Below are 24,849 nucleotides of genomic sequence, written 5' to 3' on the forward strand. Positions count from 1 at the left end.
CTAAATAAAAATCCTTCTCCAGAAAAAGAAAGCGTCCTTCTCTGATGGGAAGAACGCTTTTTTATCATTATACACTTTTCACCTGTTCTAAAGGATTCCGTTCAATTACGCTTCCTTCTGACGGGACGGTAAGCGCCGCAATCTCACAGTGGGGGAAATGCTCAGAAAGCTGTTTTCTCAGCTCTTCTCCCTTTCCTTTTTCAATTAGGACAAGAATCGTCGGTCCCGCTCCGCTCAGCGCCGTTCCGTAAGCGCCTTTCATTTCGACCGCATGTTCCACCTTTGAAAGCTCAGGAACAAGCATGGCGCGGTACGGCTGATGGAGGATGTCTTTTCTCATCATTTTCCCGGCGAGCGCCCAGTCATTTGACATGATCGCAGCAACGAGAAGGTTGCTGACGGCGCTTGCTTTAACGGCGTGCCGGTAAGGCAGCTCTTTCGGGAGCACGTCTCTTGCGTCCCTGGTCAGAACTTCGTAAAACGGAATCACTGCCACAACGTCGATATCCGCTTCGGCAACACGCACGATATGTGTTTCATCTTCTTCGTGAAGGCCGATCACAAGCCCTCCTGCAAGAGAAGCAGCGGCATTATCAGGGTGTCCCTCTTCAAGACTGGCTAAGTGCAGCTTGTCGCTTTCAGACAGCTGCAGGCCGCATAACTCATCCGCAAGCTCAATGGCGGCGACGATAGCGGCCGCGCTGCTTCCGAGACCCCGTGCAAGGGGGATGTCACTCCACACTTTGACATGGGCGGGCGGCAGCTCTTTCTGATAGCGGTCAGCCGTCCGTTTGGCGACTTGGTAGATGAGGTTGTCCGTTCCTTGAGGGATGCCCGCGACAGTTTCGGTTTCCGCCGAGAACTGCCATTCATCGTTTCGGAAAACCGAAAGCTTCAAATATCTGCTGAGCGCCATCCCGACGGAATCAAACCCGGGCCCTAAGTTGGCGGTGCTTCCCGGAACCGTAATGGAAAACAGCATCTCCGCCTCATTCATACACGCGCCGCTCCATTTAAGTATTCCAGGATACTGTCCTCATCTGTCGGCAGCGTAATCGGTTTTATGTCAGATACGTCTACAGCCGTGTTCGGATCTTTCAGGCCGTTTCCGGTCAAAACTGCGACAACCTTGCTGCCTTTTGGAATTTCACCGGATTTTACCTGTTTCAAAACGCCGGCGATGGATGCACAGGAGCCCGGTTCGGCAAACACGCCTTCTTCACGGGCAATCAGCTGATAAGCGTGAAGAATGTCTTCATCTGTGACTTCATCAATTTTTCCGGCTGATTCTTCCGCAGCGAGCACCGCTTTGTCCCAGCTGGCAGGATTCCCGATTCGGATTGCCGTCGCAACGGTCTCTGGATTTTTAATGACTTCGCCGCGGACGATAGCCGCAGAACCTTCCGCCTCAAAACCGCGCATCTTCGGAAGTCCGGTGCCGTTTTTCTCATGGTATTCTTTGAACCCTTTCCAGTAGGCCGTGATATTCCCGGCGTTTCCTACCGGGATCGCCAGAATGTCCGGCGCTTCGCCGAGCTGTTCGCATACTTCAAAGGCCGCTGTTTTTTGCCCTTCAATCCGGTAAGGGTTTACTGAATTCACTAATGCAATCGGTGATTTTTCGCAAATCGACCGGACGATGGCCAGCGCGTCGTCAAAGTTTCCGTCAATCGCGATGATTTCCGCACCGTACATGACGGCCTGCGCAAGTTTTCCGAAGGCGATTTTTCCGTCCGGGATGATGACGATGCATTTCATGCCGGCTCTCGCCGCGTATGCCGCAGCTGCCGCGGATGTGTTCCCTGTAGAGGCGCACATGATGGTATCATTGCCTTCTTCTTTCGCTTTGGCGACCGCCATGACCATGCCGCGGTCTTTAAAGGATCCCGTCGGATTAACGCCCTCTGTTTTCACATGCAGTTCAATTCCGAGCTTTTCGGAAAGTTTCGGCAGGTAAATCAGCGGCGTGTTGCCTTCATGTAATGACAGGGCCGGCGTCTGATCCGTCACCGGCAGAAATTCTTTATATTGATGGATGAGTCCTTTCCACATTAGCTCCAACCGTTCCCTTCTACGCGATATGTGCTTTTCACTTCTTGTACGACTTCGAGGTCATTTAAGTTTTGCAGAATGTCACTGAAATCTTCTTCCGATGTATGATGCGTGACGATGACGATTTCCGCGAGGTCGTCATGGCCTTTGATCGGCAGCTGCAGAATTTTTTCAAAGCTGACGCCGCGCTCTGAGAAGGCCGATGTGATTTTTGAAAAAGAGCCGACCTGGTCTTTGACGTGAATTCTTAAAAACTGCTGGGCATAGATATCAGACGGCTGCTTCAGATTTCTTTCAAACTGCGGGGCGACAAAGCTGTTTCCGTTTACGCCGAGACGCATGTTTTTCATGACCGCGACGAGATCGGAAACGACCGATGTCGCAGTCGGCATGCTTCCGGCTCCGGGGCCGTAAAACATCGTTTCGCCGACAGCTTCTCCGTACACGTAAACGGCATTAAACTCGTTATGCACCGCAGAGAGCGGATGATGATCCGGCAGCAGTGTCGGCTGAACGCTGACTTCGATTTTATTGTCATCACGCTGGGCGATGCCGATCAGCTTCATCGTATAGCCGAGCCGTTTGCTGAAGCTGATGTCTTCATCCGTTATCCGAGAAATTCCTTTTACTTTGACATCGTCCAGATCGACATTCATAGAGAAGCCGAGACGGGCTAAAATCGCCATCTTGCGCGCGGCATCGAGCCCTTCTACATCGGCGGTCGGGTCCGCTTCCGCGAATCCGAGATCCTGCGCTTCCTTCAGCACTTCTTCATACGGGCTTTTTTCTTTAATCATTTTCGTTAAGATGAAGTTCGTCGTTCCGTTGACGATTCCCATCATTTTTGTGATCCGGTCAGAGGAAAGGCCTTCTTCGAGCGTGCGTAAAATCGGGATTCCGCCGGCGACACTCGCTTCATAATACAAGTCACAGCCATTTTCCTTTGCGGCGGCTAAAAGCTCTGACCCGTATACGGCGATCAGATCTTTATTTGCGGTCACAACATGTTTTTTCGCTTTCAAGGCATCAAGAAGATATTGCTTCGTCTGTTCGACACCGCCGATGACTTCAATAATCACGTCGACTTCAGGGTCATCGATCACATCATAGACTTCTGTCGTCAGCACTTCTTTCGGCAGGTCTGCGTCTCGTTTTTTATCAATATCTTTAACTAGCACTTTTTTGATCGTCACCGGACAGCCGACCTGGTGCATAAGCTTATCCTGATGATCTTGTATAATTTTGACGACTCCGCTTCCCACAGTTCCCAGTCCTAACAGTCCAATACGAATCGCTTCCAAAGAGAAACTCCACCTTTCTTCCTTTTGTCCACTAGAAAAGGACAATTGTTAACCCTTCACAGACATTTAAGTTACAAATATTATATAAGCCCGCATTTGTTTTGACAAGCGGCTGAATATTGTTTCTACGGATATGAAAACGCTTAACACACTGATATGACAAGATTCCCTATTTTCTAAATATTTTTACGTCATATTTTCTTACGAACTGATTCCTTTCCCGAGCCACGCCACAGGCGGGACAAAAACCTGCGCCGACCTGACATTCATCATGTTGTGACATGTCTGTAAAAACTGTTCATAGCGGGTGCAGTCGGCAAGAATGTAGTCAAGCTGCTCTTCGTAATACTGTTTTTCAGAATCATGAGAAATGTAATAGCTCTCCACCGTCTCGAAGAAATGGAGCGGAAACAGCAGGCGGCTGTAAAACAGGCGTTTGGAAAAGGAGGATAACGGCGTAACTTGCTCATATTCCTGCAGAAACAAAAACCCATCTTTGAGCAGGTCGTCACGATGATACAAATATGTGCTGCGCATATATTCCGCAATATCACGGGCAGCATGGTCGAATACCCAATCGCCCGGAATGCGGATCAATGATTCCTCCGACCAGGTATCCCGTTCCATCCGCTGATGGCAGATTGTCCCCGAGTCTTCTGCGCCGGGATTGTCATCCAGCTCCGTATCCACTAAATATTGAATGGCGTTTTCCGCTAAGCCTGAATAATAAGGAAATGCTTCGATCATTTTCTTTTCGAACGGTTCAAGCGGAGACATATGAATTTTTTGCATCCAGAATGATTCCAGCTGATCCACCCGTTTTCCCCATAAGTCCTTCCATTGGCCGATCCTGCCCGCTTCTTTCACTTCGTACGGAAAACCCCGCCCTTTTCTGTGAAATTCGGCAAGCTCCCCTCCGACGGAAAACGACCGGTTTGAGACGGGAATCGGCGCTTTTAAGAGCGCATACGTTTTGCCTTCGTCCTCAAAGGTCAGTTCTCCTTCCTTCGTAAAGATAAACACTGAAACGTATGGGTCACTTTGTTCTTGTAAATACTGACTCATGTAGTAAAGCTCCGTCAGCTCTGATTGCGAAAACCCGGAAACGGGAATTATAAGAAAGAAGGAATTAGGCGTCTGGAAGCATTGGTATTTCTGATAAACGGAAAGCTGTCTGACGTGGATGCCGTACTTTTCTTTAATGATGCTTTTCATCATAATCACCTGCCTGAAAAATTAGAGCTATTCACATCGTAGTCATACGCCGGCGGAATTATGAATACATATTGTAATCCTTTGAATCAAGTGGAGAAACATCGTACACATCGGAAGAGTGTTGTATAAACTAGTAAAAAAAGATTGGGTGAAGCAAATGTCAGAAAAGGAACAACTGAATCAGGTGGAAGCTGTCGCCAGGGCGCGTTTAAAAGAACGGGGGGTTGAGACGGACGATATTGCCGAGCTGGTGTATTTCCTTCAAAAAAAATATCATCCTGATTTGACGATGGAGGTATGCAGGCTCAATGTGGATCGTGTCATCGCAAAACGCGAAGTGCAAAACGCCATTTTAACAGGAATAGAATTAGATGTGCTCGCCGAACAAAAAAAGCTGTCTGAACCGCTTCAGACCATTCTGGCGATTGATGAAAGCCTGTATGGGGTTGACGAGGTGCTCGCCTTCTCTATCGTGAATATATACGGCTCAATCGGCTTTACGAATTACGGCTACATTGACAAAGAAAAACCCGGTATTCTCGGGCGGTTAAATGATAAATCTACGGGCGAATGCCATACGTTTCTTGATGATATCGTCGGCGCAATCGCAGCAGCGGCTTCAAGCCGGCTTGCTCACAGCGCAAGAAATACAGAATAAGGACGGCCGTCATGGCCGTCCCTTTTTTTATAGATGTTCAATCCATTCGGTTAAAGAGTCAATCGCATATGTCGGCTTTTGGCCGTAATCTGCCATATGCTCACGCTTTGTCACTCCGGTATGAACCAGCAGCGTATCCATGCCCGCATTGATGCCGGCCATAATATCCGTTGCATAGTTATCGCCGACCATGAGTGTTTCGGAAATATCCGTTCCGAGCACACGCATCGCCTGTTCCATAATAATGGATTCAGGCTTGCCGATAAAGACAGGCTCAACGCCCGTTGACACCGTCAAAACGGATGTGAGCGAACCGTTCCCTGGTAAAAGTCCTCTTTCAGTCGGAATGGCGACGTCGCCGTTTGTTGAAATGAACCGGGCGCCGTTTCTGATCGCAAGGCATCCCGTTGCCAACTTTTCATATGTAATGCCGCGGTCGATTCCCACAACGACAAAGTCCGCGTTTTCTTCTCCGAAGCTCAGCCCGTTTTCTTCAATGGCCTGACGGATGCCTTCTTCGCCGATCACATACACCGACGCGTCTTTTTTCTCCTGGGCGATATGCTGCGCAGTCGCCATGCTCGTCGTGAAGACCTGCTCTTCAGATGCCGGAATGTCAAAGCTCATCAGCTTGTCCGCCACCTGCTTCGGCGTCCGGGAAGAATTGTTCGTCACGAATAAATACGGAATGCCGCGCGCTTTAAGCGTTCTCACGAATTCACACGCTTCTTCGATTTTTTCCGTCCCGTTGTACATTGTGCCGTCCAAATCTATCAAATATCCTTTATAATCCTTCATACTCAACACTCCTGTGGATTTTCTCACTCGTTGTTATTTAAATGCGGAAACAGGCCCTAATTCTGTTTCCAGGTAGGTTCTTACACGGGCCGGAAAGGCTTTCAGCACATCTTTGTTTGACGTGATCAGCGTAAACAGCTCCTGATGATCGGCGTGCTGATATTCCTGGACAAGCTGCTTTCTGGAAGAGATCAGTTGCTTCAGCTTATTTCCTTCATCCTCAGCTACCACCTTTTCATCCGTCAGAATATCCATGATGTCGTCATAACTGCCCGGATCGCGCATGATAAAGCCGTCAATCATATCATTTCCGACATCGAGAATGCATTCGATCATAAGATGGCTGATCCGCTCAAGCGCCCTTTTTTCGATCTCGCTCTCCCATGCAGGCGTGCTGTCAAACAGCGCCAGCTGGGTCTCAAAAAAACGGAGTGTTTGTTCGATATTATTTCTGTCAACAAAATACACGTGACAGCATCCCCTTCTGCATCAATTATTTTCTGATTCGTTTTAAAACAAAATACGCGCAGCCGAAATTGCAGTATTCGTAAATGTATTCGTCCAATGTGCTGATTTTCGTTTCAAAGGTTGCTTTTTGATTCTGGTCATCAAAGAAGCCTTTGAGCCGCAGCTGACTGTATCCCCAGTCTCCCACAATGTAATCATATTTATTTAATATGTCTGAATAGCGGGCTTTGAACGCTTCTTCATTAAAGCCGTTTTTAAAATCGTGTACGAGTTCAAACTCGGCATTTTGAATAAGAATCATGTCTTCACCTCTTTTATCACTCTTTACTATCATAATTCATTGACTTCTGTCCATCAATTGCAAAATGAGACGGTTCGGACGGACGGAGAATTTTTCCTCTTTATATCCAGTGTAGCGGTTCAGACGATCCTTATTCAAGAATGATTTTTCCCTGCAAAAACGGCTCCATCACAAAAAACCCAAAACCTGCGGCGTTTTGGGTTTTTTCGGCTTATCTTATGCTTGGGCCTGGCGTTTTTTAGACGCTTCGTTCACTTGTTCATCCGCATGGTAGGAAGAACGGACAAGCGGGCCTGCTTCACAGTGGCTGAAGCCTTTTTGCATCGCGATTTCTTTCAGTTCGGCAAATTCGTCCGGATGATAATATTTTTGGACTTTTAAATGTTTTTTCGACGGCTGCAGGTATTGGCCGATCGCCATGATGTCGACATTGTTCGCAAGCAGGTCGTCCATCACTTCAATAATTTCTTCCTTCGTTTCGCCGAGACCGATCATAATGCTTGATTTCGTCGGGATGTCAGGCTGCATTTCTTTCGCACGGCGCAAGAATTCCAAAGAACGGTCATATGTTGCGCGGGCCCGGACTCTCGGTGTCAGGCGGCGGACGGTTTCAATGTTGTGGTTCAGAATATCAGGACGGGTATCCATTAATGTTTTCAGGTTGTCGTAATTTCCGCCCATATCGGATGGCAGCACTTCAATTGTCGTGAACGGACTTTTTCTGCGGATCGCCCGGACCGTTTCCGCAAAGACGCCTGCTCCGCCGTCTTTCTGATCATCACGCGCTACGGCCGTGATGACGGCGTGTTTTAAATTCATCAGCGCGACGGAATCAGCTACGCGTTCCGGTTCCTGCAGATCCAGCTCGGTCGGCAGACCCGTTTTTACAGCGCAGAAGCGGCATGCTCTCGTACAGACGGAACCGAGAATCATGAACGTCGCCGTACGTCTGACAGCCCAGCATTCATGGATGTTCGGGCATTTTGCTTCTTCACATACGGTATGCAGATTATTTTCACGCATTAATTTTTTCAGACCCGTATAGTTTTCATTCGTGTTCAGCTTTATTTTGAGCCATTCCGGCTTTCTCAGATGCTCGTCTTTCTTTGCCATTTCCCCATCATCTCCATTATCCCTTTATTCATGTTCGTGTGCGAAAAATTTCTATTTCACGATGGATATAAAACTTGCGGATTTCTATTCAATAGTCACTTTAACATAGGAAAAATTTCTCGACAAGGGAAGAGAATTACTTACATTTTCTCGGATTGTTGCCGCAAACTATTTGTATTCAATCCTGAAAGGAGATCATGTTGTGAAAGTTCTGTTATCTGCTCTTCTCCTTTTTTCAGTTTTCTGTCCGGCTGCAAGCGGGAAAGAACAATCGGCTCCTGTTTACGGCGAACGGATGCAGTTGTACCGCAAAGCCGAAGCAGTCACGCAGATTCCTTGGTATGTGCTTGCGGCAGTTGATCAATATGAAGAAAATGTCCGCTCAAACCGAAAGGATCTGCCGGAAAAAGCGGGAATCATCAGCATTTATATTCCGGATCATTTGTGGAGCGGCCCTGAAAATCCAAATCCTAAGGACGATGCGCCTCTCAGCATTAAAGTATTTGACGGGATCGGCCTGGACGGCGACGGCGACGGAAAAGCCGAGGTAAGCAATGATGAGGATATCCTTTATACATTTGCTCAGTATTTAGCGGGATTCGGAACCGATCTTGACCATATCCGCATCGGTCTCTGGAATTATTACCGCCGTGATCAGACGGTCGGCATTATCACCGAATTCATGATACTGTTTAAAACGTTCGGCCGCCTTGATCTCGGAGAGCACGCTTTTCCGCTTCCCGTGAAGACGGATTACAGCTACCGCAGCACATGGGGCGCCGCACGGGGTTTCGGCGGGCGCCGGATTCACGAAGGAACGGATCTGTTCGCTCATTACGGGCTCCCCGTCAGATCGACCTGCTACGGTATTGTTGAAATGAAGGGCTGGAACCGTTTCGGCGGCTGGAGAATCGGCATCAGGGATATCAATAACACGTATCACTACTTCGCTCACCTGAACGGCTTTGCAAAAGGTGTGCATAAAGGCCAGATCGTCAAACCCGGAGAGGTGATCGGCTCTGTCGGCAGTTCCGGGTACGGACCGCCGGGCACCGCGGGAAAATTCCCGCCGCATCTTCACTACGGGATGTATAAAGATAACGGCAGATCGGAATGGTCTTTTGATCCGTATCCCCATTTAAGGGCATGGGAACGAAAAGAAATCCGCAGGAAAAAGTAAACACACAGCCGCCAGGAAAGATTGCGGCTGTGTGTTTTTATTTATCTTTCTTCTGTTTTTCACTCGGCAGCTGGACGGAAGGCGTCACACCTGACCCGCCGCTTCCGTTATAAAACTGCGGCACCTCTCCTTGAATCGCTTTAATGGAGACCGGAATATTATTTGTCACGACTGATGTCTTACTGGCAAACGGAATAATGACCTTCACTTTTATTTCCACAAAAATACTGATATCGATCAGGGCATTGTTAATGCCGTACGGCTTTATTTTTGTTTTCACATCAGTTAACGCATCACCGATCAGGTTAAAGCGCACGGGGATTTTCGGCCCCAGATTTCCGAGAATGCTGTTTCCCGTGACCTGCCCTAAGGGAATATCGATCATAATTTCATCGGCCGTTTTCGCGCCTTTTTCTGTTTCATGCTGCTTATTGTTCGACTCAGCTTCCTTCAGATGAGCCTGAAGCTGCTTTGTCACTTTCGCCTTCATACTGTTGACCATTTGTGTATTAAAATCCATCGTTGTGACTTTTCCGTTTTCATCCGTTTTCATATCGACCATATCTTTCACATTGTCGCTGTGAGACATGTATTCTTCAATGGATTCCGTAATGACCTCTGTCGCCACCCGTTTGGTTTCCATTTCTCCTATGTTCATCAGCACCGGTTTGATTGAGGAGTTGATCATCCAAAGGCTGATGACCGTCGATATGATAAAAAAAGCAAACGACAGAAGAAGCACATATCGAAAAGGCAAAGGCCCTCTCTTGCGAAGAGCGCTCCGGTATCTAGGCAAGAAAAATCCCCCCTTACATATCACAATGTATGCTTGTAAGAGGGGACATAGTATTTTATTTTCACTCTTAAAAAGTCCCGCTTTCACTCATTCGGGTGAAATGGAACGGCGGGCAGCTACATGACATTACGGCTGCTGCGCGAGCTTCCAGGCGAGCAGATCCCTTAAAAACTCCGGCATAAAGTATTGCTTTTCTTTTGAATCGCGGATGTAAGGGAACAGCTTTCCGAGTGTAAACATATCGAGAACGGCAACCGAGTATATCCGCTCCGGATCAATCTCTTCTCCGTTCACTTTCACATTGAGGAGATGCGTCACACCGTCTTCAAGAATGCCGGCCTCTGCCTCCGCTCCGGCATATACCATCCTGCCCATCACTTCCCCGCGGAAGCCGAGGCCTTTTATCCGCAGCTGCTCCATTTGTTCCGAGGCGGCCTGGCTGATTGTTTCCTGAAGTTCTCTGCCTGAAAGACGAACGGCCACCGGATTGATCGGATGAGGGCAGATACGGTGCAGATCAAGCTTTGTGACAGGCCCCTTCTGTAAAGGCCCCAAAATGACGCCTGAATTCACCATGCTGACTTCACAGCCGCACCAGCTTTTCAGCGCTTCGGCTAATAGAAGCGGGAGGGGCGATTCCTCAAACCACTTCACGCCGGCTTCTTCATTCAGGTTGGCGACTTGTTCGGAGAGCAGGTTTTCCGCTTCCCGTTCTTTCTCTTTCAGAAAAGCCGCCGTATCTTCAGATTCCCCTTGCCAATCAGCCATTTTCTGTACAGACGCCTGTTTGCTGACAATGGTTCGTGATTCACTTTCTAATGTCAGCTCGACACAGCCGACATAGTTCCCGTATTTCTCCGCACATGCAAGCAATACGCCGTTTATGTCTTGTCCGTCCTCAAGAAGGTGGTGCGTATGTGATTCAAGAATGACATCGATATCGGGAAATTTTTCCGCTGCGGCCCGGTCATCGATCAGGCCTAAATGAGAAAGCAGAATGATGATGTCCGCTTTGCCCTTGATATCGTCAAGTGATTCTTGAATGCTTTTTTCCGCATCCGTCACCGTCCAGCCTAGTTTTTGATAGACGGGATAATACGGCACCGTGACGCCGAGTATGCCGGCGGTCATCCCATTTTTCAGCGTTTTGATCACGTAGGGCTCGGCCCATTCCGGGCGCTGTCCGTCCGCGTCAAACAGGTTAGACACAATGACGGGAAACGCGGCATGGGTATATAAATCCGCCAGCTCATCGTGAGGCAGCGTAATTCCTTCATTATTCCCGACGGCAGCCGCATCGATCTCAAGCCGGTTTAACAAGTCGACATTCGCTTTGCCGAAGGTCGCTTCCGTTATCATTTGGAATCGGTCCATATGATCGCCGATGTCGAATACGAGTGTTTCCTCCCCGTCTTTTTCATGTTCATTTCTCTTCTGCTCAATATAATGTACGATTTTCGGCCAATTTTCGAAATGGCTGTGCAAATCATTCGTATGATATAAACGGAGCTTCTCTAACATACCATCTCTCCTACCTTTTAGCTGAATATCCCTTGATAAATCAATTCACAGCCGATCAAAATCAAGACGACCCGCATGAAAAGCACGATCGTTTTCGTCTGCACCCGCTTATTGACCCACGCGCCCATTTTGCCGCCGAACCACGCGCCCGGAACGAGGCACAGCGCATACAGCCAATTGACATGGCCCTCTGCGATATGTGACACGGAACCCGTCACGGAGGATAAGAAAATAATGAGCATTGACGTCGCCACAGCCACTTTCGGCGGGAACAAAAATAACAGCATCATGGCCGGAACCATAAGAGAGCCGCCGCCAATGCCGAAAAGACCGCCCAATAAACCGACGAAAAAGGCAATCACGATACCGGTGAAAATACGGTACGAATATGTATAAAGCTCACCCGATTCATCCTCATATGTCCGGATCATGCCTTTATGCGCTTTATTGACCGGTTTTGCTTTCGCCTTCAGCATTAATGTAATGGAAATCAAAATCATAAAAAGTCCGAACCAGACGGAAAACGTATGCGCATTAAAAAGTTTAGACAAATACGCGCCGATGATGCTTCCCGGGCCGGAACCGATAAAGAAGATCAGTCCGCTTTTGTAGTCAACGGTTTTATATTTCATATAGGCCAGAGTTGATGACAGGCCCGTAAAAATAATCACCAAAAGGGACGTGCCGATGGCAGTCTGCGGTGTTACGTCATGGAAAAACGGAGTCATCGTGCTTAAATAGAGCATTGCCGGCACGATGATAATTCCTCCCCCAAGCCCGATCAGGCTGCCGACCGTTCCCGCGATAAATCCTAATATGATCAAAATAAGATAAGACATGTGTCTTGAAACCTCTTTTCTAGCTGAATAGGTCGAGCTGCTTCGGAGCAAGCCCGGTATATGAGATATTTAACATTTCAAGCATCTCAAGCCCGTTATCGGCGGCGTCTCCGCCTGAGTTATTGTTGAAGAGCACATACAGATTGCGCGACTGTTTTTTCAGCTCCTGAAGATTGTTTTTCCAATCTTTGAGCTCCTGTTTGTTATAGCGGTATAAATATCTGACCTCACGCCAGTTTTGTCCGCCGTCTGGTTTGATCCAGCCCTGCTTGTTCCGCCCGTGAAAACGGACAAGCGTTTTTTCTTCATCCGTTGCTTTCAGGACGGTCGGAATGCTGCCCTCGCCGATTTGCGGCTCGTCACATATGCTGTGAATCCAGCCTTCCTCCTTCATAAAGGAAAGCGTCTGTTCATAAAATGGCGGGGAAAACCAAGACCGGTTGCGGAATTCAAGCGCGCACGGAATATCGCCCATCTGCTGCCTGCACCATCTTAAATATGCGACGTTTTCTTTCTTGCAGTCAAACCACGGCGGGAATTGGAACAGCACCATGGCAAGCTTTCCATGCTCTATATACGGCGATAATGACAGCTTAAACGCCTCAAACATTTCTTCCTTCGATTCATAGGGAATATCGCCGCGCTGATGGCCCGTCATTCCTTGATATGCCTTAATGACAAATTGAAAAGATTCCGGCGTCTCTTTGACCCATCTTTCATTATTGCGGGCGGGCTGTATCGCGTAAAAGCTCGCGTCCAGCTCAACGATGGGAAAATGGGAGGAATACGCCTGCAGTTTTTGCGGGCCCGCTGTTTTAGGCGGATAGATGCTGTCATGATCCCCCCATCCCGTCAGTCCGATATAAATCACAATCCTTCACCTCTCACTCTAGTTTATCACAGGTGTTTTTCTCTTTCTGTTTCCATGTTTTTTCTGAATGCACTTTCCATGTTTTTTCTGAATGCACTTTTCAGGAACCGGTATTGATGTTCATTGGTGTCCGAAAATGCCTCATCCCTGGATGAAAGAATGTGCTGATAGACGATCGGCTCTGAAAACTGACCGCTCGTGAAATCATATATCTCCCCGTCTATCCGGTTATAAAAATGCCAGCTTGTGCCGGTTTTTGTTTTGAGAATGTCACCGCCGTAAACATCTTGGATGACTAAAGCCGTCACGCCGCACTGGCCTTTGGCCGGGCAATCTTCCGTCCATTTTGTACTAGTCTTGGGCGACCAGGATGCCGTTAATATGTTCAAGATTTGGTCATACAATGTGTTTTACTCCTTTTTATAAAAAGATACCACGAGACCCGCTTTCCAAACGACAAAAAAAACCGATTCTCATCAGAGAATCGGCTCTTTTATTTCAGAAGGCTTCAGGAATGTTCCGAAAGCCCCGCTCTGCTTACGGCCGCCATCCTGATACACACAGCGTCCCTTGCTGTAGGTCGCAGCAATTCGGTATGGAAAGGTGCGGCCTTCATACAGGCTTTGCTTATGTTTGGAAAACATCGTTTCTTTTGTGACGGTAAAAGGTTCCGGCCGGACGATGGCAAAATCAGCGTCAAATCCTTCTTCAAGCAGGCCTTTATTCGTTAAACCGAAGCGCTTGGCCGGTGCTTCGGCCGTCCATCGGGCCACATGTTCAAACGGAATCCCATGATCGATCGCTAATTGAATCATGCCGAGAAGCGTAAATTGGCCTCCGCTGATCCCGCCCCACGACAGAAACATATTATCCTCGCGTTTCAAAGACGGATGACAGGGAGAATGATCCGAAGACACCATATCAATCAGGCCCTCTGCCAAAACCCCGATCAATTCCTCTTTATCAGCCTCTGAGCGGAGCGGCGGAGCGCATTTGGCGGCCGCCCCTTTTTTGAGGAAGTCTTCAAAGCTGAATAATAAGTAGTGCGGACACGTTTCAACGGTGACATCCAATCCGTCTTTTTTCGCCTGCTGAATGGAGAGCACGGCCCGTTTCGTGCTGATATGTACAAAATGAAGCGCGCATCCCGTCGCTCTTGCATATTCAATCGCCCGCTGCACAGCCTCGCATTCGGCTTCTTCCGGACGGGAGGAAGCGTAAGCGCGGGCATCAATTTTCCCTTGGAGCGCGTACTCGGCTTCAAGGAATCGGGTGAGGGCGTCGCTTTCTGCGTGCAGGGCCAAAATCTTGCCGCACGCCGCGATTTCCTTCATTCCCTTTAAAAGAGTCCGTTCATCGGCTGATTGAAATTCATCCGTTCCCGATTTAGACAGAAACGCTTTAAACCCGATTGCCCCCGCTTCTGCCATCGGCCGGATATGTTCGGTATATCCGGGCATCAAACCGCCCCAAAGCGCAAAATCAACCGCTGACTTCCGTTCGGCGATTTCCGCCTTTGCCAGCAGGTTTTCAGCAGTTACCGTCGAAGGAATGCAGTTAAGCGGCATATCAAAATAAGCCGTACAGCCGCCGGCAGCCAGCATGTTTGAGCCGGTTTCAATGCCTTCCCATTCTTCTCGGCCGGGTTCATTGAAATGCACGTGACAATCGACCGCGCCCGGAAACACATACATGCCGTCCGCCTGCACCACTTGTTCCGCGTTTTCGTCAATGCCGGGTCCGATCAAGGCAATTTTACCGTCCTTGACGGCGATATCAGCCCGCTCTGTTCCGCCTTTTCGCACAGCTTTCGCACCCTTTACAATTACGTCATAGGCCATTTTATCTTCCTCCCTGTAAGGATGACGATTTTTCTGTCAGTTTTTATCACAACATGCGTCTATGATTGCCAGTTTACTGCTACTATGATCGTAATACATCAGTAAAACCGCTATAATTTTTGATGATTTTTATTCATATTAACCAATGGTTGTCTTTAGAACCTGAAAGGAGACTGACTGATGAACATTTATGACGTGATGAAGATTCCCGCTTATGAGCGGGCCGCATTAATCGCAGGCAAATCCGGCGGCTGGAGGGAGGTGCAGCACGTCAACATGATGGATGCGCCGGACATCGCTGATTTTTTACATAAAAACGAATTGCTCGTCACGACGGCTTACCACTTGAAGGACCGCCCGCAGCTGTTGAAAGATTTGATCCGCCTCATGGCAAAACGGGGCTGCGCGGGACTGGGGATCAAAACGAAGCGTTATCTTAATGTCATTCCGAAAGATGCCGCGGAGCTTGCCGACCGGTATGAATTTCCGATTATTGAGCTGCCGGAAGACATCAGGCTCGGAGATATCGTCAACGCCACACTGAGCCATATTCTTGATATGCGTTCAAATGAGCTCCAGCAGGCCATTTACGCCCATAAAAAATTCACAAACCACATCATGAGCGGCAAAGGGCTGCAATCCCTGCTTAAGAAGCTCTCAGACATTCTCCGGCTTCCCGTGCTGCTTTTGGATCAGCATACAAAACTCTTATCATCGTCCCACCGCATACCCATTGACACGTCTTTATTGAAAAACATCTGTTATTCCCTTTCCGGGCCTTATTTCACCTGCTTTTCCATGCTGTCCGACAGAAAGGCGTATTCTGTCCTGCCGATTCTGAATGTTGAAAAAAACTGCGGTTATCTGGTGATACCGGAGCTGGTGCAGACCGCTGATAAAGGCGTGATTTTGACTATTGAACAGGCGGCTAACGTCATTTCCTTTGAACTGCTGAAAGAAAATGCCGTCAAACAATTCAGCAGACGGGCACGCAATGAATTTTTCAGTAATTTCATCGACCGCTCGTTTACCGGCCATGAAGAAATCAAAAGCCGCGCCAAAGAATTCCGGCTCCGCTGGGATCAGAAATACATGTGCATTTGCGGAAAGCTTGACCGAAATGAGAAAACGATCAGCTTTACCGAAAATCAGCTCGTTTCCGATCATGTATTTGATCTGCTTGAAGGGGAGCTGTCATCCTTCCCGTTTCCCCCTCATCTCTTTATTAAAGGAAATGTCGGTATTCTTTTAATTGAAGCGACAGACAGCTGGAATGAAATGCACGCGTCTGTCATCAGCTTTTTGGAGCAGTTTCAAAAGCAGGTCCGGACGCAGTTTAAACGGACTGTCTCCTTCGGCATCTCAAACATATGCCAAAAGCTGATCGACGTCCCTGACGCTTTTACTGAAGCTTCAGACGCCATTTCATCCGGGCATTTGTCCAGAAGCGCGGAGTTTATTCAAATCTATCATGCCAAAGACGTGCCGGAGCTGCTCCGCCTGCTTCCGGCGGAAGATGTGAAGAAGTTTTACGAAGCCACCCTCCAAAGCCTGGCCGACCGGCAAAAGGAGGACCAAAGCCTGCTTCATACGCTGTCTGTTTATCTGGAGACCCACTGCCAGATTTCAGAAACGGCTAAGCGCCTGTACGTCCATCGAAATACGGTGATCTATCGTTTAGAAAAATGCGAGGAACTGCTCGGCAAAAGCTTAAAAGATCCGGAGACGACGATGCGCCTGCGGCTCGCGCTGAGAATGCAGCGGCTGATCGGTTAAGGAATCGTTAGAGACAGGGATGCGGGTGTTCTCCCGCATCCTATTTAAGGGGGATTGATTCAGCTTAATTCTCAAAAAATGCTGCCATCAACATCTGCTTCCATTGACATCATCAGCCGTTAGTTATGATTTTCAGCAGACTCTAATCTAAACTAAAAAAGCCTTTCCCGAAGAAAAGGCTTTTGCTGTTCAAGTCTGAAAACGATCCGAAGCAGTTTGAAAGGTATCATGTGTTTTTTCCACTGTGTTCACACCCAATCCGCATACTAAAGATAACGACAGACCCAAAATAATGAAGATGCTTTTTTTAAAATTCATACAGGCATTCTCCTTCTTAGGTTTGATTACGATCAGACGAAACTTGATATGATCCATCAAATGAAACAGCCGATGTTGCTAGACCGACCCCTGACATTAAAACGACAGCCGACACAATGATAAATACGCCTTTTCTAAAATTCATACAGGCATTCTCCCCTCTGAATTTGTTTTTGCGTTTGAATCATTTTTTGATGATAAAAATAAGATTTGTCATATTGCTTTGACTCTGCATAAACAGCAGCCGTATCAAGAGCAATATCTTCTACATACGAATAGTTTTTATGTTTCTCAAGGTAATCAATTGTTTTTTTGATTCCTATTTGGTCTATTGCATTAATATATAAAGCCTCCAAATATTTTTGCAGAGATTCAAACAGCTTATCTCCTTGAAATATCGCTGATGAAAGTCCCTTTTTGCTGATTTGAATCGCCTCGCTTGTTTTCCCTTGTTTAAATAGAAGCTTTGCGTATGTAAACAAGGAATGTGGAAGGTTACCCAATTTATACTTTTCAGATATCTCCGCTGCTTTTTTTAAGTAGATTTCAGCTTTACTGTATTCTTCTAAGTCTCCGTAATTCTTTCCTATGTTGTAATAAGCAGAACTGAGCAGCCTTTCATTATTGTTTACTTGTTTCGACAACTCTAAAGCTTTTTCTAAATGCGGCAAGCTTTTTTCATAACGTTTAAAGTCTACATAGTTCCCTGATACGACAAATAGACATTGAATTTTCCGGACCTTATACAACTCATACTGATCGTAAATATCGAGCGCTTGCTTTACGTGATGCATAGAGACGTGGCTTTGTTTCATACCGTAATATGCTTCAGCCAGTTTAAAATGAAACTCCGCTCTCTCAATTTCATCATGCACATGAACGAGTTGTTTTTCAGCCTCTCTATAAAAGCCGATCGCCTTTACATACTGCTTTTGATCAAATTCATACATGCCGCGGAAAAATAAAGAATAATAGCACAGCAGGCCGGAAATTCCTTTATTTGATGCTTCGATTTTTTCCAACAGCTCGTCAATTGTCGGTCTCACACGGGTAGTCACCGGTTCTAAATAATCCAGCATGAGCTGATGGCGGAATTTCATGAGGGTGTAGTAAATCAGTAGATATTCGTCTTCTTCCATCTCATTTATTTCTTGTTCCACTTCCGCTTTCAAAATCTCCGCATCCGGAACACTGAACTGACGTATCATTTTGTACCATTCATTAATCTTAACGCCAACCTCCGATGATGGTAAAACAGAACTCACAAGGCCACTCCTCCTTTTATATAATATTCTAACATTTCCAAAATTATGTATATCCGCAATAAAACCGCAAAATTTCATTCGTCTTGATCATAAATCTTGGTTTGAGTTTTAAGTCTACAACAAAAAAAGCAGTCCCTATGCAGCCTGCTTTTTTTTGAGAAATTTATCTAAGATGAACATAAATAATGTGAATAACAGAGACATAATCAACATGTCTAGTATAGTTACATTAGAATTTTCTTTTACTAAGAAGAACCAGAGAAGTTGTAAAACGAAAGAAATCACAAAATACAATATGTACCTGATACTATTTATGTCAATCCATCCCTTCGCTTATCTTATTGCCCTTTACACCTGAACCATGCTGGAATCTCCCGGTAATGATGAGTATAATATATGCAGAATGTAACTGAGTTGATCTAATCATCTCAACTTATTTTAAAATTTCAAAACGTGCAATTTCCCACTCTTTGTTTGCTTTTAGCGGGATTGTTTTTAGCTTTTTGCCTGATTTCAAATCATAAGACGTGATGTCTCCAAGCTTCTGATCGCGCTGGATATCAAAGTTTTTGAGTAAAACATACATCTCTCTGTCAGTGAATTGAACATCATTCATTAATTTGTTATCATCCCCCGCATAAAAATTGAAAGAGTTTTTCTTAACCATTTTTTTATCAAATATCTGCAGCTTCCCATCAAAAGAAACAGCTAAGATGCTATCTTTTAATATTTTCAATTTTGCAGGATGAAACCCTTTCTCCATCTCGACTTCTTTTTTTTCCTTAAGAGTCTCTCTGTCTATTAATATGAGCTTAGAATTCTCTTTCTCATTCACGTTATCATTAACTGCCAGTACAAATGTATTTTCATCTAGAGCTTGGAATGCATCCTTTTCATCCATGAAGTATATCCCTTTATTCGGTATGGATGCCTTGTTCTCTTGCTTATTTGTCTCTGGGTTAATTGAAAGGATGGACATACTTTCTTCATCACTTGAAATAACATAAATTTTATTTTTAGCGACGATTGCTGATCCAAGTTCTCCGTCAAGCTTTATTTGTTTCTTGTTTTTTCGGCTGTTCCCCTTCCAATATACCAGTTCACTTTCCAGCCCTTTGTCTGTATATCCAACGTTAATGTCATGGATGATATAACCGTCAGAACTATTTATAAAGAAAGCACCTTCATCCTCAGTTGTTTTTGACAAACTCTTTTCATTTATTTTGTTTATTTTTCCGGTTTTATTGTCTATCATCAAGTGATTATTGCTTCTATTTGATAGAAAGAACGTATTATTTTTGTTATGTGAAGACATCGTGAAATTTATACCATCTTTCAATTCCACGCTATCCATTTTAATACCATCTTCACCGTAAACCCCAATCTCACTTCCCCTATCTAAAGTGTTAGAAAAACCAACAATAAATTTTGCATTGTCAATATCCTTTAATACAGTCTTTTGATTGCTGCTTCTTTCCTCTTTTTCATTCCCAGTTGGGATGAGACCGCAAGAGGTTGTGACGATCAGTATGCAAATGAAAATAAACAGGGTTTTAAGTCTACTCATTTTTTTCCTCCCTATGAGATAGCAAAAAGCCTCCGGATACACGGAGGCTTTGATTCTTATCCTTGCTGCGTGAACGGCCGGGTCTGTGTCTTTTTGCCCCAGCCAAGCGCGGCCAGAAAACTGATGGCGAGAATGGCCGCTCCCAGCATATACGGAAATTCCATATTTACGTCAAAGAGAAAACCGGCGGCTGACGGTCCGGCGATATTCGCTAAGCTGATGAATGAGGTGTTCATCCCGCCGGCAAACCCCTGCTGGTCACCGGCGAGCTTCGACAGCATCGTATTAACGGCCGGCCGGAGCAGCGATGTCAGCGTCAGGAAAAAGATTGCCGCGGCAAAAACGGCCCAATATGAACCCGCAAACCGGCACCACACAAGTCCTGCAGCAGCCCCGATCAACGTCACGTTAATGACGCGCTTTTCCCCGAACCTGCGGACGAGATAACTGACGCCGACCGCCTGCACAAACACGCCGATGAGACCCGCAGCCGTAATAATAAAGGCAATATCAGAGGCTTTAAATCCGTGTTTATGGTCAACGTAAAGGCCGAAAACGGATTCAAAGTTCATAATTCCGAAGTTCAGCACAAAAACCAGAATCAGCATAAACGCGAACGGCGATTTGAGCGCGCGTGACATTTGCTTAAACAGATGCTCACGTTTTTCCGTTTTTGCCCGGGCTTCCAGCTGCTTTTCACGTCCCAGCGTTTCAGGCAGAAAGAAAAATGAAAGCACCGTTGAAAAGCAGGCGAGACTTGCAGACACGATGAACGGCACAGACATGCCGTAATGAACCAAATAGCCTCCGACACCGGGCCCGATGACGACACCGAGCGTCATCGCCGCGCTGAACAGCCCCATTCCTTTCCCGCGTTCTTCTTCGGTCGTAATATCCGCTATGTAAGCGAACATTGACGGCATTAAAAACGCCGCGCCCATTCCGCCCAAAAGGCGGGATGCGAACAATTGCCACAGGCTTCCGGCAAAAGCGAAGATCAATTGTGACACGGCAAAGGCGGCGATGCCGAAAATAATCAGTTTCCGCCGTCCGTATTTGTCGGTTATTTCCCCGGCAATAGGCGCGAATAAAAGCTGTGTAAGCCCCGCCGCCGCAACAAGCAGACCCATCGTGCTGCCCGTCGCTCCAAATTCGGTAATATAGGTGGGCATAATCGGAATAATCAATCCGATTCCAAGCATCGCAATAAACATATTCAGCATTAAAATTGACAATCGGCCTATGTACGCCATGATTTCTTACCTTCTCCCCAGACAAACGGATGATTATTCCATATTTGTCATTTTTTATACCATTCAGTATAACGGGGAAAAGGGAAAAAAGTCCAGATGATTTCAATCTCGTTTTCATGTCTCATGACAGCACACCGGTTTCAGCCGGCAGATCATATATGTTAAGGGCCGCCTGCAGCGCTTCCCCGGCTTTAACGACAACACCGTGTCTGATCAGAACCGCTTCAAGTCCGGCCAGCACAAACAGCACATTTTCCTTTCTGCAGCTGTAGCCCATCGTTCCGATTCTCCAAATTTTCCCCTGCAGCGGACCGAATGAGCTGGCGATTTCAATTCCGAATTGAGACAAAAGCATCCTTCTGATCGATTCGCCGTCTGCTTCCAGCGGAATCTTCACGCATGTGACGACAGGCAGCTTCGCCTCCGGATCGCCGAATAAATCAAGTCCCATTGCTGCAAGTCCCGCCGTAAGCGCTTTTTCATGACGCCGATGCCTGCGGAACCGCTCTTCAAGTCCTTCTTCCAGGACAAGACGCACACCCTCCCGCAGCGCATAAAGCATTGCTGTCGCTTCTGTATGGTGATTTAGCCTTCTTTCACTCCAATAATCCTCGAGCTGGCTCAGATCAAAATAGTTGCTCGTAATCGGCCGATGACCGGACAGCATGTTGCCGTCAGCTGCCGTCGCAATGCCCCGTTCTACCTTTTTACGCGCGGCAATGACAGCTGCCGTCCGGTCATTATAAGTAATCGGAGCCATTCCGGAGGGGACCGATAGGCATTTTTGCGTTCCCCCGATGACTGCGTCAATCTTCCATTCATCCGTTTTTACGGCGCAGCCTCCGATCGTGGCCACGGCATCCACGATAAAGAGTGCGTCTTGGGCGCGGCACGCTTCCCCGATTTCTTTCAGCGGGTGAATCCGCCCCGTTGATGTTTCTCCGTGCACCATAGCGACGATTTTCGGGGAAATCTTTTTCATCTCGCTGATAATCTCTTCAGGCCGGAAGACCGTTCCCCATTCACACTCGATCGTATGAACGTCCGCTCCGTACCGCTCGGCGATTTCAGTCAGCAGGTATCCGAAGCGTCCGTATATCGGAACGAGCACGCTGTCGCCCGGTTCTATCACACTTGCGAGAACAGCCTCAATCCCCGCTCTTGATGTGCCGTCAATCGGATAGGCCCAGCGGTTTTCCGTTTGAAACAATTCACGGAGCATTTGCATCGTTTCGTTCATGATGCCGGTAAATGCCGGGTCAAACTGGCCGATGATCGGAGCGCCCATCGCCCTCAGCACTCTCGGTTCAGCTTCTGTCGGTCCCGGTGTCATAATGGTTCTTTGCGGAATGCACAATTCTTTTCTGGTCGGCACGCCGATTCCCCCTTTACGTTAATAGGCAAGTTTATGTAATACATTCGCCAGCGTAAGGACGCCGGTTTCAAGCTGATGTGCGGGTGTGAATTCAAGCGGCGAGTGGCTGATTCCGTCACGGCTCGGCACAAACAGCATGCAGGCCGGAAAGGTTCTGCCGAGCATCTGGGCGTCATGTCCCGCTCCGCTTACGATTTTCTCCGGGTCCGCCCCCTGTTCTTTTGCAGCCTCCGCTGCGGTTCGCGTCAGTGTCTGATTCATTTGAACCGGCTCTATCCTCATATATTCATCAATAACGGGCCTGACTCCTTTGCTGCGGCTGATGTTTTCAACAATCGATACCAGTTTCTGATGGAAGGCTGCCAGCACGTCTTCCTCCGGGTGGCGAATATCAACGGAAAACTGGATACGGCCCGGAATGACATTCGCCATATTCGGTTCAACCGTCATTTTCCCGCACGTCAGGCGGAGCTCTTCCGGCTGTCTTTCCGCTGAGAGCATCAGTTCGTGGATAATGCTGCTTCCCGCCGCGAGCGGGTCTTTCCGCCATTTCATTGAAGTGGTGCCGGCATGGTTGCATTCACCGTCAAGCGTAACGGTATAGCGTCTCTGTCCGGCAATCCCGGTGACAATCCCGATATCCCTTCCCGATCGTTCAAGCGTTTGCCCCTGTTCAATATGAATTTCCAGAAAGGCACTAATATCAGTGCGCAGCGGTGCTGGATAACGGCCTGCACCGAAGCCGTTCTGCCGCATGGCTTCTTTCAGAGAAATGCCGGACGCGTCTTTCGGCGTTTCCGCATCTGAAAGCGAGAAAGCACCGGTGATATTGCCTGAGCCCCAATAGGTGATGGGAAAACGGCTCCCTTCCTCTTCACAGAGCGACACAGCCTCCAGCGTTTTTTTCGGACGCCCGCACGTCTCATGCAAATGCCGGATCGCCAGCATGCCCGCCAGCACGCCGAACGCACCGTCATATTTGCCGCCGTCAATAACGGTGTCAATATGCGACCCGGTCAGAATCACCTCATCAGGTGATTCTGTGCCGCTCAGCCGGCCGAACACGTTACCGACATCGTCAAATGCCGTTTCCAGCCCGAACGCCTCCATTTTCTTTTTGACGGCAAGCTGGGCGTCCATCCATTCTTTCGTATATAAAAGCCTCGTCACTCCGCCGGAAGCGGAAGCGCCGAATTGAGACAGCCATTGTATGTCATCGGAAATCCCGATATTCGCCGACGAAAGCTGCTGATGTTCCATACACGCCCTCCTTTTAAACTGAAAAACTGACAAGATGATCTTCATTATAGAAGGAGCGCATAACGAGTTCATTATCATATCCTCTAAAAAATCAATGATTTTCCGGATACTTTGACCAATAAGTCGAAGGAACCATTTTTCAAAAAAGATAGAATATTAGATTTATTTTTTGGATAATAGAGGTAAAGGAGGGCAAATCATGACAAAAAAACTTTGGTTTCTGCCGATTGTCTGCCTGTTTTTCATTTTTGGATGGGCCGCGCCGTCAGCCTCTGCGGGCGCGCCGGCTGACACGAATCTGTACAGCCGGATGGCGGTTTCAACTGCCGGCGGCACAACTCTTTTTCCGCAAACTGCCTCAGCTGTCATCACTCCGTCTGCGGATACGGACACATATTACAAAGAAGCTTCCGGAAAAAGCGGAACAGCCTTAAAGAGCGCCCTGCACCGCATCATCAGCGGACATACAAAGCTGTCTTACAGCCAAGTATGGAATGCATTGAAGGAAACTGACGAAGATCCGGCAAATCCGAACAATGTCATCTTGCTCTACACCCAGGAATCACGGGCCAAAAGTAAAAACGGCGGCAGCGTCGGGGACTGGAACCGCGAACACGTGTGGGCAAAGTCACACGGAAACTTCGGAACAGCTGCCGGCCCCGGGACGGACATTCATCATCTGCGCCCTGCAGACGTCCAGGTGAACAGTGCCAGAGGAAATATGGATTTTGATAACGGCGGCTCAGAATACCCGAAAGCGCCGGGCAATTATTACGACGGTGATTCCTGGGAGCCGCGCGATGAGGTTAAAGGAGACGTCGCCCGCATGCTGTTTTACATGGCGGTGCGTTATGAAGGAGACGACGGGTATCCTGACCTTGAGCTGAATGATAAAACCGGAAACGGCTCAGCTCCTTACATGGGAAAACTGTCCGTTTTGCTCAAATGGAATCAACAAGACCCCGTCGACAGTAAGGAAAAACGGCGGAACGAAATCATTTACGAAGACTATCAGCATAACCGCAATCCGTTTATCGACCATCCGGAATGGGCGGACGAAATCTGGTAATCGTATCATAAG

24 protein-coding genes are annotated in these 24,849 nt (G+C 47.5%); 4 read left to right on the forward strand and 20 right to left on the reverse strand.

Annotated features, from left to right (window positions below; all coding sequences use genetic code 11):
- Positions 1 to 67: 67 nt before the first annotated feature.
- From thrB to yutH, 4 genes are all read right to left on the reverse strand, one after another.
- The gene (gene thrB, locus NSQ37_RS00685; protein WP_341123056.1) at positions 68 to 997 is read right to left on the reverse strand and encodes a homoserine kinase; all 930 of its coding nucleotides are present in this window, start codon (positions 995 to 997) and stop codon (positions 68 to 70) included.
- Positions 994 to 2,052, reverse strand: a complete 1,059-nt coding sequence (thrC, locus tag NSQ37_RS00690; protein ID WP_341124637.1) for a threonine synthase — start codon at positions 2,050 to 2,052, stop codon at positions 994 to 996. Before thrC ends, thrB begins: the two co-directional genes overlap by 4 nt.
- Entirely contained in the window at positions 2,052 to 3,353 is a 1,302-nt protein-coding gene (locus NSQ37_RS00695) for a homoserine dehydrogenase (protein ID WP_003151938.1), read from the reverse strand. The genes thrC and NSQ37_RS00695 overlap by 1 nt, the downstream gene beginning before the upstream one ends.
- 201 nt (positions 3,354 to 3,554) lie before the next feature.
- Positions 3,555 to 4,571: a spore coat putative kinase YutH gene (yutH, locus tag NSQ37_RS00700; protein WP_020956292.1), complete on the reverse strand. Its 1,017-nt coding sequence runs from the start codon at positions 4,569 to 4,571 to the stop codon at positions 3,555 to 3,557.
- A gap of 154 nt (positions 4,572 to 4,725) precedes the next feature.
- Between yutH and NSQ37_RS00705 the strand changes: the two genes are divergently transcribed.
- Positions 4,726 to 5,226, forward strand: coding sequence for a phosphatidylglycerophosphatase A family protein (locus NSQ37_RS00705; protein ID WP_003151934.1), 501 nt, complete (start codon positions 4,726 to 4,728; stop codon positions 5,224 to 5,226).
- Positions 5,227 to 5,253: 27 nt separating this feature from the next.
- Here the strand turns inward: NSQ37_RS00705 and NSQ37_RS00710 are convergent, their stop codons facing one another.
- The 4 genes from NSQ37_RS00710 to lipA all read right to left on the reverse strand — a co-directional run bounded on the left by NSQ37_RS00710 (position 5,254) and on the right by lipA (position 7,906).
- Positions 5,254 to 6,024, reverse strand: coding sequence for a TIGR01457 family HAD-type hydrolase (locus NSQ37_RS00710; protein WP_007408728.1), 771 nt, complete (start codon positions 6,022 to 6,024; stop codon positions 5,254 to 5,256).
- Positions 6,025 to 6,057: 33 nt separating this feature from the next.
- Complete coding sequence (locus NSQ37_RS00715; RefSeq protein WP_012118353.1) at positions 6,058 to 6,492, reverse strand: DUF86 domain-containing protein; 435 nt, start codon at positions 6,490 to 6,492, stop codon at positions 6,058 to 6,060.
- Positions 6,493 to 6,517: 25 nt separating this feature from the next.
- On the reverse strand, positions 6,518 to 6,793 hold the full coding sequence (locus NSQ37_RS00720) for a YutD family protein (RefSeq protein WP_003151928.1): 276 nt from the start codon (positions 6,791 to 6,793) through the stop codon (positions 6,518 to 6,520).
- Positions 6,794 to 7,009: 216 nt separating this feature from the next.
- Positions 7,010 to 7,906 (reverse strand): lipoyl synthase, encoded by an 897-nt coding sequence (lipA, locus tag NSQ37_RS00725; protein WP_003151923.1) that lies wholly within the window; start codon positions 7,904 to 7,906, stop codon positions 7,010 to 7,012.
- A 202-nt stretch (positions 7,907 to 8,108) separates the two neighbouring features.
- Between lipA and lytH the strand changes: the two genes are divergently transcribed.
- Positions 8,109 to 9,086: an L-Ala--D-Glu endopeptidase gene (lytH, locus tag NSQ37_RS00730; RefSeq protein WP_326365041.1), complete on the forward strand. Its 978-nt coding sequence runs from the start codon at positions 8,109 to 8,111 to the stop codon at positions 9,084 to 9,086.
- A gap of 37 nt (positions 9,087 to 9,123) precedes the next feature.
- Here the strand turns inward: lytH and yunB are convergent, their stop codons facing one another.
- The 6 genes from yunB to NSQ37_RS00760 all read right to left on the reverse strand — a co-directional run bounded on the left by yunB (position 9,124) and on the right by NSQ37_RS00760 (position 14,954).
- Positions 9,124 to 9,882, reverse strand: a complete 759-nt coding sequence (gene yunB, locus NSQ37_RS00735) for a sporulation protein YunB (RefSeq protein ID WP_020954305.1) — start codon at positions 9,880 to 9,882, stop codon at positions 9,124 to 9,126.
- A gap of 126 nt (positions 9,883 to 10,008) precedes the next feature.
- Positions 10,009 to 11,403, reverse strand: coding sequence for a bifunctional metallophosphatase/5'-nucleotidase (locus tag NSQ37_RS00740; protein WP_167340846.1), 1,395 nt, complete (start codon positions 11,401 to 11,403; stop codon positions 10,009 to 10,011).
- Between the two features lie 17 nt (positions 11,404 to 11,420).
- Positions 11,421 to 12,242 (reverse strand): sulfite exporter TauE/SafE family protein, encoded by an 822-nt coding sequence (locus tag NSQ37_RS00745; RefSeq protein WP_007613562.1) that lies wholly within the window; start codon positions 12,240 to 12,242, stop codon positions 11,421 to 11,423.
- 19 nt (positions 12,243 to 12,261) lie between these two features.
- A complete protein-coding gene (locus NSQ37_RS00750; protein ID WP_007408735.1) occupies positions 12,262 to 13,113 on the reverse strand; it encodes a DUF72 domain-containing protein in 852 nt (283 codons plus the stop codon).
- A 26-nt stretch (positions 13,114 to 13,139) separates the two neighbouring features.
- The gene (locus NSQ37_RS00755) at positions 13,140 to 13,517 is read right to left on the reverse strand and encodes a YunG family protein (RefSeq protein ID WP_326365332.1); all 378 of its coding nucleotides are present in this window, start codon (positions 13,515 to 13,517) and stop codon (positions 13,140 to 13,142) included.
- Between the two features lie 72 nt (positions 13,518 to 13,589).
- Positions 13,590 to 14,954 (reverse strand): allantoinase, encoded by a 1,365-nt coding sequence (locus tag NSQ37_RS00760; protein ID WP_319936851.1) that lies wholly within the window; start codon positions 14,952 to 14,954, stop codon positions 13,590 to 13,592.
- 180 nt (positions 14,955 to 15,134) lie between these two features.
- On the opposite strand from NSQ37_RS00760, the gene NSQ37_RS00765 reads away from it, so the two are divergent.
- The gene (locus NSQ37_RS00765) at positions 15,135 to 16,730 is read left to right on the forward strand and encodes a PucR family transcriptional regulator (protein WP_218791355.1); all 1,596 of its coding nucleotides are present in this window, start codon (positions 15,135 to 15,137) and stop codon (positions 16,728 to 16,730) included.
- Between the two features lie 452 nt (positions 16,731 to 17,182).
- Here the strand turns inward: NSQ37_RS00765 and NSQ37_RS00770 are convergent, their stop codons facing one another.
- From NSQ37_RS00770 to allC, 6 genes are all read right to left on the reverse strand, one after another.
- Positions 17,183 to 18,313, reverse strand: coding sequence for a Rap family tetratricopeptide repeat protein (locus tag NSQ37_RS00770; protein ID WP_099567065.1), 1,131 nt, complete (start codon positions 18,311 to 18,313; stop codon positions 17,183 to 17,185).
- A 135-nt stretch (positions 18,314 to 18,448) separates the two neighbouring features.
- A complete protein-coding gene (locus tag NSQ37_RS00775; protein WP_007410112.1) occupies positions 18,449 to 18,628 on the reverse strand; it encodes a hypothetical protein in 180 nt (59 codons plus the stop codon).
- A 118-nt stretch (positions 18,629 to 18,746) separates the two neighbouring features.
- On the reverse strand, positions 18,747 to 19,880 hold the full coding sequence (locus NSQ37_RS00780) for a hypothetical protein (protein ID WP_099567066.1): 1,134 nt from the start codon (positions 19,878 to 19,880) through the stop codon (positions 18,747 to 18,749).
- A gap of 56 nt (positions 19,881 to 19,936) precedes the next feature.
- Positions 19,937 to 21,133 (reverse strand): MFS transporter, encoded by a 1,197-nt coding sequence (locus tag NSQ37_RS00785; RefSeq protein ID WP_071181963.1) that lies wholly within the window; start codon positions 21,131 to 21,133, stop codon positions 19,937 to 19,939.
- Between the two features lie 121 nt (positions 21,134 to 21,254).
- Complete coding sequence (locus NSQ37_RS00790) at positions 21,255 to 22,466, reverse strand: pyridoxal-phosphate-dependent aminotransferase family protein (protein WP_301296503.1); 1,212 nt, start codon at positions 22,464 to 22,466, stop codon at positions 21,255 to 21,257.
- A 60-nt stretch (positions 22,467 to 22,526) separates the two neighbouring features.
- Positions 22,527 to 23,768, reverse strand: coding sequence for an allantoate deiminase (allC, locus tag NSQ37_RS00795; RefSeq protein ID WP_099567068.1), 1,242 nt, complete (start codon positions 23,766 to 23,768; stop codon positions 22,527 to 22,529).
- A 199-nt stretch (positions 23,769 to 23,967) separates the two neighbouring features.
- Here allC and NSQ37_RS00800 point away from each other — a divergent pair, with 199 nt between their 5' ends.
- On the forward strand, positions 23,968 to 24,837 hold the full coding sequence (locus NSQ37_RS00800; RefSeq protein WP_007410107.1) for an endonuclease I family protein: 870 nt from the start codon (positions 23,968 to 23,970) through the stop codon (positions 24,835 to 24,837).
- Positions 24,838 to 24,849 lie beyond the last annotated feature (12 nt).

Source organism: Bacillus sp. FSL P4-0334 (assembly GCF_038004825.1).
In the GTDB taxonomy this organism is placed as follows: domain Bacteria; phylum Bacillota; class Bacilli; order Bacillales; family Bacillaceae; genus Bacillus; species Bacillus velezensis.

Excerpts from the sequence above, each read along its gene's own strand:
- thrB (WP_341123056.1), bottom strand. The coding sequence starts at position 997 with ATGAATGAGGCGGAGATGCTGTTTTCCATTACGGTTCCGGGAAGCACC.
- thrC (WP_341124637.1), bottom strand. The coding sequence starts at position 2,052 with ATGTGGAAAGGACTCATCCATCAATATAAAGAATTTCTGCCGGTGACG.
- yutH (WP_020956292.1), bottom strand. The coding sequence starts at position 4,571 with ATGATGAAAAGCATCATTAAAGAAAAGTACGGCATCCACGTCAGACAG.
- NSQ37_RS00705 (WP_003151934.1), top strand. The coding sequence starts at position 4,726 with ATGTCAGAAAAGGAACAACTGAATCAGGTGGAAGCTGTCGCCAGGGCG.
- NSQ37_RS00710 (WP_007408728.1), bottom strand. The coding sequence starts at position 6,024 with ATGAAGGATTATAAAGGATATTTGATAGATTTGGACGGCACAATGTAC.
- NSQ37_RS00720 (WP_003151928.1), bottom strand. The coding sequence starts at position 6,793 with ATGATTCTTATTCAAAATGCCGAGTTTGAACTCGTACACGATTTTAAA.
- lipA (WP_003151923.1), bottom strand. The coding sequence starts at position 7,906 with ATGGCAAAGAAAGACGAGCATCTGAGAAAGCCGGAATGGCTCAAAATA.
- NSQ37_RS00740 (WP_167340846.1), bottom strand. The coding sequence starts at position 11,403 with ATGTTAGAGAAGCTCCGTTTATATCATACGAATGATTTGCACAGCCAT.
- NSQ37_RS00745 (WP_007613562.1), bottom strand. The coding sequence starts at position 12,242 with ATGTCTTATCTTATTTTGATCATATTAGGATTTATCGCGGGAACGGTC.
- NSQ37_RS00760 (WP_319936851.1), bottom strand. The coding sequence starts at position 14,954 with ATGGCCTATGACGTAATTGTAAAGGGTGCGAAAGCTGTGCGAAAAGGC.
- NSQ37_RS00765 (WP_218791355.1), top strand. The coding sequence starts at position 15,135 with ATGAACATTTATGACGTGATGAAGATTCCCGCTTATGAGCGGGCCGCA.
- NSQ37_RS00780 (WP_099567066.1), bottom strand. The coding sequence starts at position 19,880 with ATGAGTAGACTTAAAACCCTGTTTATTTTCATTTGCATACTGATCGTC.
- NSQ37_RS00785 (WP_071181963.1), bottom strand. The coding sequence starts at position 21,133 with ATGGCGTACATAGGCCGATTGTCAATTTTAATGCTGAATATGTTTATT.
- NSQ37_RS00790 (WP_301296503.1), bottom strand. The coding sequence starts at position 22,466 with ATGACACCGGGACCGACAGAAGCTGAACCGAGAGTGCTGAGGGCGATG.
- allC (WP_099567068.1), bottom strand. The coding sequence starts at position 23,768 with ATGGAACATCAGCAGCTTTCGTCGGCGAATATCGGGATTTCCGATGAC.
- NSQ37_RS00800 (WP_007410107.1), top strand. The coding sequence starts at position 23,968 with ATGACAAAAAAACTTTGGTTTCTGCCGATTGTCTGCCTGTTTTTCATT.